Annotated in this window: 6 protein-coding genes; 1 reads left to right on the top strand and 5 read right to left on the bottom strand. The window is 34.7% G+C overall.

Annotated elements, in window-relative coordinates; genetic code table 11:
• Window positions 1–334 precede the first annotated feature (334 nt).
• From A33S_RS0102735 to A33S_RS0102715, 5 genes are all read right to left on the bottom strand, one after another.
• On the bottom strand, window positions 335–949 hold the full coding sequence (locus A33S_RS0102735) for a CadD family cadmium resistance transporter (RefSeq protein ID WP_009383994.1): 615 nt from the start codon (window positions 947–949) through the stop codon (window positions 335–337).
• Between the two features lie 699 nt (window positions 950–1,648).
• Complete coding sequence (locus A33S_RS0102730; protein WP_009383995.1) at window positions 1,649–2,377, bottom strand: hypothetical protein; 729 nt, start codon at window positions 2,375–2,377, stop codon at window positions 1,649–1,651.
• Window positions 2,378–2,602: 225 nt separating this feature from the next.
• Entirely contained in the window at window positions 2,603–2,848 is a 246-nt protein-coding gene (locus A33S_RS0102725) for a hypothetical protein (RefSeq protein WP_009383996.1), read from the bottom strand.
• A 228-nt stretch (window positions 2,849–3,076) separates the two neighbouring features.
• Window positions 3,077–4,711, bottom strand: coding sequence for a choice-of-anchor I family protein (locus A33S_RS0102720; RefSeq protein ID WP_009383997.1), 1,635 nt, complete (start codon window positions 4,709–4,711; stop codon window positions 3,077–3,079).
• A 140-nt stretch (window positions 4,712–4,851) separates the two neighbouring features.
• Complete coding sequence (locus A33S_RS0102715) at window positions 4,852–5,196, bottom strand: hypothetical protein (RefSeq protein ID WP_009383998.1); 345 nt, start codon at window positions 5,194–5,196, stop codon at window positions 4,852–4,854.
• Between the two features lie 131 nt (window positions 5,197–5,327).
• On the opposite strand from A33S_RS0102715, the gene pepF reads away from it, so the two are divergent.
• Entirely contained in the window at window positions 5,328–7,139 is a 1,812-nt protein-coding gene (pepF, locus tag A33S_RS0102710) for an oligoendopeptidase F (RefSeq protein WP_009383999.1), read from the top strand.
• The last annotated feature ends 288 nt before the right edge of the window (window positions 7,140–7,427 follow it).

The raw sequence follows: 7,427 nt of genomic DNA, 5'->3' as shown, positions 1-7,427 counted from the left end.
GTTTTTTGATTTGATTTGACTTTTTTAAAAGCCACGTCGGTATACGTTGGAGTTTGAAGGTAAATTGACTTTTAGGACTAGAGTTGAGTTGTAAGCGCAGTTGTGGAAGCTAAAGGTGACAAACGGTATATGAGCACATAAAAATGGACTTGAATCACACGTGTCGCACGACGTGAAACTCAAGTCCTAAAAGATTTTCTAGGAAGTATAATCATGATGTATCAATCTTTAATTATATTTTACCACGTTTTAAAATATTGGCAATATAAATTTAAAATAATTTATTAGAACGTTTTACTTATAGGGCTTTTATTAAAAAAGCGGCGCTCGGTCCTTAAGTTAACATAGCCCATAATGTTTGAAATGTATGATTTTCAAGGAGAATGTAAATACCAAGCCCGATGTAAATTATCGCCATGATCCACCGACTATATGTCTCAATCATTTCACCTATACCACTAATCTGGTTAATCTTTTCAGCAACCTTCACCATGATGTAAATGAGTATGATGAAGATGACCAAGGTTACGGCAAGCTCTATGAAGTTCAGTGAAATAAAGTAAGGAATGAATAACCCTAAATTATCGGCGCCACAGCTTGCGATTGTAATTAAAGCAACGGTTTTAGCAAGCTTTGAAAGCCCATATTTATCAAGTTTCTCCATAGCTTCTTCTTCATCTTCGTCGCCAAAGATTGCCACTTTAATGCCGAGGTAAATAGGAATTAAACCCAGTAAACCTAATAGCCACTTTTCAGGTACGAAATGCAGTACATATGCGAAGAATAAACTTATAGTAATTAGCGTCAGTGAACCTATATACTGGCCAATATAGATTTGCCTACGGTGTTGTTTTGTTTGCGCCTTTGAAAAGTAAATGATCAAAAGTACGAGCAAATCTACCGCCGTAGCAATATATAATATCGTTGAAGTTAAGATTGTTAATAACATCGAATGCTCCTAAATTATGATTTTAGGTAAGTATAACATATGTGGATGAAGTAACTATAATTATGTTATGTAAACTAGTGGGTATTTGTACTTGTTTAGTTCAAAAAACCTTTAAGGGATTGCTGACGCTGAGAGACGGTTTCTCGTGCACTGAGAGATGTTTAACTTGGATAATCATCCGTCGATGCAAATTACAGCATGTTAGTCATTAATGGTAGCAATGACGCATAATATCGTTAGTAAAATCGTAATCATTGGTTGCTTAATAGCTGACATTAGACAAAGAATTCCTAGTGCGTAATTTATGACTAATCTAAATAATAGTAATAAGCTGTTGTGTTAAATTACCAATGATATCTACGTAAAACAAAATCTCATATGAAAAATAATGATTTGTTATAACGTTAAGGTCATGGTTTAAGACATTAGATTAAATTAAATGATTAGTGGTTAAGGTCACGTAACAAACCAAAACATATATAACTTCATGATTATATAGCGATTAAAACGTATTAAAGATGCTAAGAAATTAAATGTACAAAAATAGCAACAATATAGACGTATAAAGCGAGGTACCTAAGATTTACTATCTTTTAGTTTACATAATATATATTATAGGAAGTAATGGGTGTAACTAAAAGAACACCCCTACGGATGTTCTAAATTATTTTTATAGTAGTTTATATGTGAAACTAAAAATTATTCCACTTTATGAGGTTCTTCACCATCTCTTGGCAAACCTGTTTCAGGATCTAATTGATCGTTAGAATAATAAGCGTCAGGTGTATTTTCAAGCATACCAGCATCAGTACCACGCTGAGATGTATCCATTTGAGAACGTAATTGATTTATACGTTGTTGCAAATCATTATATTCTTTGTTTGTAACGCCACGTTGAACGTAATTCATTTGTTCGCCATCTGTTAAGGCATTGTATTCGTCAACTGATTGGTTATATTCTTCAGCAGTATAAGGATACTGGGACGATTCTTCAACCTTTTTAATAGTATCTGGATTGCCATAAGTTCTTTCATAGTACTTTAAAGCTTCTAAAATGAGTTGTGCATCCTTACCTTGATAAGTACCATTTTCAATCGCGTACTTTTTTTGCATTTCACCTGAACTCAAACCTGTTCCAGTATTGTAACGCCATTCCTGGCCTTCATGTTTGATATAAGGATTACTTTGACTATTTGATGAGTTATCAACTTGCTTAGGTTCTTCATTAGTAGCTTGTTCATTTGATGCCTTAGAATCTTCCTCAGTTTTCTTATCATTCTCACTTTGTTTATCTTGGGATTTCTTGTCTTTAGTTGATTTGTTACTTTCAGTTTTCTTTTCATTTGACTTAGTATCTTTATGTTCTTCATTACCGCAAGCACTAAGGATTAGTGAGCTTACTAATAAAAGTGTTATAGCTTTTTTCATTAACATATCACCTTTTTAGAATATTTTTATTTCATTATACAACAATATTAAAAAGATTAAAGATATGGATAGGCTTAAAATGTATATTTTTGAAAACAAAAAAACCTCAAGTCATTAACGACATGCGTTAACGCTTGAGGTTTAACGTAAATGCTATGTATAAACATTAACAACGTAATTTATACATAGTAATGTTAAGCTGCATTTACTAAATCAAAATCAGTATTAGTTGCTAACTTTGTCTTTTGCTTTTTTAGCTGCGTCTTTACCTTTTTTGATTTTGTCTTTGTTTTGATCGTATTTCTTTTTACCTTTCTTAGCTGCGTCTTTACCTTTTTTAATTTTATCTTTTGTACTTGATTTTTTCTCAGTTTTTGGTTTTTCTTCTTTTTTCTTACCAGTGTCATTACCGCAAGCACCTAAGATTAATGCTAAACTTGTCATACCTGCTGCTAATGCTTTTAATTTCATTTCAAATTCACTCCTTATCTTGTGATAGTACCTTAATACCACATCTTTGCTTAATTATGCATTTTTCATTAAAATTTTTAAATTCTTTTAGTTATTATTTACGAATGTTTGATAATTTGTAAAATGTACATTTGAAACCATTTATTTAGTTTATCATTTCATCAAGCTATATTTTTGAATTACTAAAGCATGCAATTTCTATGCAATTCCTATCCATAATTAAACGCGTTAATCTAATTCATAAGTTGTGACAGTTCCTGTTAATTCATGTGCTACCATAAGCATTGGTTTACCGTTCGGGCTATCTTTCTTATCGATAAATGTGATGCCTTCTGGTGAAATGTCTTTATTTTCCTTGTTATAAATGTATTGAACGTATTTAGGGTGTTTTGGATTTGAAATATCGTAAACCATAACGCCTCCAGTACGCTCTAAACCTACGAAAGCATACGTTTTACCGTTCACTTCGCCTACCTCTACAGACTCAGCTTCAGGACCTTTGTTATCACTACGTTTGTCTGCTTCAAATTCCTCTTTAGACTCATATTCAGCGTTAAAACGATCTGGCGCATGTTTCTTCGTTTGCTTTTCTAAATCGTCACCACTATCAAAAATCTGAGATAAATTTGTATCATAAACAGAGAATGAACGTCCACCGTATGTTACGAATGCTTCATGCTTATCGCCATCTTTAAATGGATGTGACTTCGTGACTTTTAAGCGACCTAAAGAATCCTCATCAAAGATTTTATGGTCTGCCATGTTATCTAGTTTCTTCTGACCATAACCGTCATAATGCTTGGCTTTTAAATGAGTTTGATCTTTAAGATCCTCAACGCGCGTCTCTTCGCTATAGCCTTCATAATCTTGAGCGTCACCTTCGTTCGCTGTTAAGACGTAAGTTTTACCATCCTTCTGGTACGTTGCGATGCCATCAGGTTGGTACATACCTAAAACAGGTTGATGTTTTAATTGGTGCTTATCGTCTTTATCTGACGCATCTAAACGATTACGCTTAGATGAATAGTCTTTGTAACCCATTGATTTCACGTCTACAATTTCGTTTGATTGGATATCGACTTTTGCTAGAGCATTTGATTCTTGTAACGTTACATATGCAAATTGATTATTGTCATCTACTGAGATGAATTCTGGCTCAGCATTTAAGTAATCGTCCTCTTTATTAGGACCAACTTGCCTTAAGTCCTCAGGTAAATTATCCTTTGTGAAAGGCAACGTATGAACGTCGTCTTGAGAAATAGATTCAGGTTTCTTCTCAGTGTCGATTACTGAAACGCTACCTTCAGGATTCGTTTTGTAGTCATCAGATGGTTCACCTTCGTTCGCAACCATTAATTTTTTACCGTCTTTCGAGAACGTCACCATATCAGGTAAACTACCTACTTCTAAATCTTTAATATGTTCGCCCTCTTTATTGAAAAGCACGACATGACCTTTATCTGTTTTATCCTTAGCAGGCGCACTTACCGCGATATATTCGCCACTAGGATGAACGCCTACGCTTGTTAAATCGCTAGCTTCGATACCAAACTCAGATAACTTAATTCGTTTAACTAAGTCAATATTACCTTCTTTTTGATTTTTCACATCAATGATATCAAGTGACAACTCATGGCCATTGATTGAGTACGCATAACCATTGTGCTTATTGTATTTAACAATTTCTGCGCCTCCTTCACCAAAAGCCGCGCCACTATCGTAACGCCCTGTTTCTTCGACTGAAATTTCTTTATGACTATGTTCACTTTTACCTTTAGCTGACACCTCGTCAGTAGTATGGATACCTGTAAGTAATAAAGATAATGTGGCTGTGGCACCTAGTAACTTTTTCCAATTCTTCATATACATAACCCCTTTTTAAAACTCAATTAAATGCATGATACCAATTAATTATTAAGGTTGTGTTAAACAAGAATAAAAAAACTACAAATTTCTAATATATTGTGTGTCTACTTTTCGTTCTAACTAAAAAGCCTTGGACATTATTTTGTCCAAGGCTCATCTATTTTCTCATCTTCTGTTTCGTATTTAGCGAGCTCTTTGCGTAGTTTCTTTTCGCGTCTCTTTCTTCTATAATCCTTGGTAAAGAACCAAATTAGAAAGCTTAGTACTAAGCTAAAGATACCCATAAACGCTGCGTAACCTAGTAAAGGTTCGAACGTAATATCATAGAAATTTGGAATGACAAATGCGAGTAAACCTAATACGAGGAACGATATGACTGCACTTACAATCCACTTTTTTAAAGCGATAATACAAAATAGGTTTAAAACTATAACTGATAAAGCTGAAATCCATAAATAGTTAGGTAATTCAAAAATAGCCATATGATGTTTACTCTTTTATTATGCTTTTATTTAATTTTACATGATTTAAACGCTAATTAAAATAAGATTTAAGCGAATATTGGTGTTTTACGTTATACTTAGTTTAATAGTATTTTAGAGGAGTGAATGTAATGACCAATCAACTACCAACTAGACAAGAAGTCACAACTGAAGAAACTTGGGATTTAACAGACCTATTCCCTTCTGACAAAGCCTTTTATGAAACGTTAGACGACACGTTAAAAGCCACAGAGAAGTTCCATGACACTTATAAAAACCGATTAACAGATAAAGAAACCATTATTGAAGCTTTAAAAGAATATAGCAACTTACTTATTCAATATGAAAGATTAGCCAATTATTCTGGTATTCAATTAAGCGTAGATACTGCTAATCCGGAATATCAAAAAGTAGAAGCTAAATTCGTAAGTGTAAGTGGTAAAATGGCACGAAACTTGACATTCGTGCAATCTGAACTTCTAGAGCTTGATGAGGTTTTACTTAATGAACTTATTGAAACCTCTGAATATCCGTATTATTTAACGAAACTTAAAGCACTAAAGCCGTACCAACTTGATCCTAATGTTGAAGAGGCACTAGCAAGTTTTTCACCTATTTTCTATGCGCCGATGAATTTATACGGTACGACTAAGATGTTAGATTTACAATTTGGTGACTTTGAGGTCGATGGTAAAACGTATCCAATGGACTATGTGACCTTTGAAAATGAGTATGAAGATCACCCTGACACAAACTTTAGACGTAAAAGTTTCGAGCATTTCTCTGATGCATTAAGAAAGTATCAACATACGACAGCAGAAACTTATAATCTCCACGTTCAACGTGAAAAGATTGAAGCTGATCTAAGAGGCTATGATTCAGTTATCGACTTCTTATTACAAAGTCATGATGTGACACGTGACATGTACGACTGTCAAATCGATATCATCATGGAGGAATTGGCACCAATTATGCGTAAATATGCGCAGGTTATCAAGCGTACCAACCAACTTGATCAAATTCGATTTGAGGATTTAAAGATTTCTGTCGATCCCACATATGAACCGGATATCTCCATTGAAACCTCTAAGAAATATATGTATGGTGCGTTAGAAGTTTTAGGTAAGGATTATTTAAATATGGTGAAACGTGCATATGATGAGCGCTGGATTGACTTCCCTAAGAATAAAAATAAGGATACTGGCGCATATTGTGCGAGTCCTTATGCATCTCACAGTTATATCTTTATCTCATGGTCAGGAAAAATGACAGAAGCATTCGTGCTCGTTCATGAATTAGGCCATGCAGGTCACTTTACATTAACGCATGATAATCAAAATTATCTTGAATCAGAACCATCTATGTACTTTGTCGAAGCACCATCTACGATGAACGAAATGTTGATGGCACAATATCTTTTCAAGAATAGTAACAATGCGAAGTTTAAACGTTGGGTGATAGGTTCAATCATTTCAAGAACGTACTATCATAATATGGTAACGCACTTATTAGAAGCTTGTTATCAACGTGAGGTATACCGCCGTGTTGATGAAGGTGAAGTTATCAACGCACCTGTATTAAATGAAATTAAGCGTAATGTGATTGAACGCTTCTGGGGAGACGAAATATTGATAACTGAAGGTGCTGAGTTAACTTGGATGCGTCAGCCACACTATTACATGGGCTTATATCCATATACGTATTCAGCAGGTTTAACGATTGGTACTGTAATGGCGAAACGTATTCAGAACGAAGGCCAAGTTGCGGTAGATGATTGGATTAAGACCTTGAAAGCTGGAGGCAGTATGTCGCCTATCGATTTAGCTCACTTAGCAGGCATCGATATCACCACTGAAAAGCCACTTAAAGAAACAATTGCTTATATTGGTGAATTAGTGGATGAACTTGAAGCATTAACAGACGAAATTGAAGCGCACGCGTAGCATAAATAAGAGTGAGACTAGGATATATTTACAATTCCCTTAAACAGCATGCTTTCCTGGGGCGTGGCCGGAGCCTGTAGTCTTCTAAAATCCAACTCGTATTTTTAATACGGTAGTTGGACTTACAAAGAAGCTCAGGCTTCTTTGATCATAATAAAGAGCCCCGGCTTGCATAGCTTGTTAATTTGCTACGCAAATTTCTTTGCCGGGGCCCCGCCCTCTGAGTCAGCTGTTTGGAGAATTGTAATAGAATAAAGCAATTATGCCAATTCCTTAATTCATCCTAGC

Origin of the sequence: Staphylococcus massiliensis CCUG 55927 (assembly GCF_000298075.1) — a bacterium.
Taxonomy (GTDB): Bacteria; Bacillota; Bacilli; order Staphylococcales; family Staphylococcaceae; genus Staphylococcus; species Staphylococcus massiliensis.
Note: the sequence above shows the minus strand (reverse complement) of the source record. Positions and strands in the feature narration are given on the sequence as shown.

Bases quoted from the DNA above. Each gene is read 5' to 3' on its own strand.
- A33S_RS0102735 (WP_009383994.1), bottom strand. From the start codon at position 949: ATGTTATTAACAATCTTAACTTCAACGATATTATATATTGCTACGGCG.
- A33S_RS0102730 (WP_009383995.1), bottom strand. From the start codon at position 2,377: ATGAAAAAAGCTATAACACTTTTATTAGTAAGCTCACTAATCCTTAGT.
- A33S_RS0102725 (WP_009383996.1), bottom strand. From the start codon at position 2,848: ATGAAATTAAAAGCATTAGCAGCAGGTATGACAAGTTTAGCATTAATC.
- A33S_RS0102720 (WP_009383997.1), bottom strand. From the start codon at position 4,711: ATGAAGAATTGGAAAAAGTTACTAGGTGCCACAGCCACATTATCTTTA.
- A33S_RS0102715 (WP_009383998.1), bottom strand. From the start codon at position 5,196: ATGGCTATTTTTGAATTACCTAACTATTTATGGATTTCAGCTTTATCA.
- pepF (WP_009383999.1), top strand. From the start codon at position 5,328: ATGACCAATCAACTACCAACTAGACAAGAAGTCACAACTGAAGAAACT.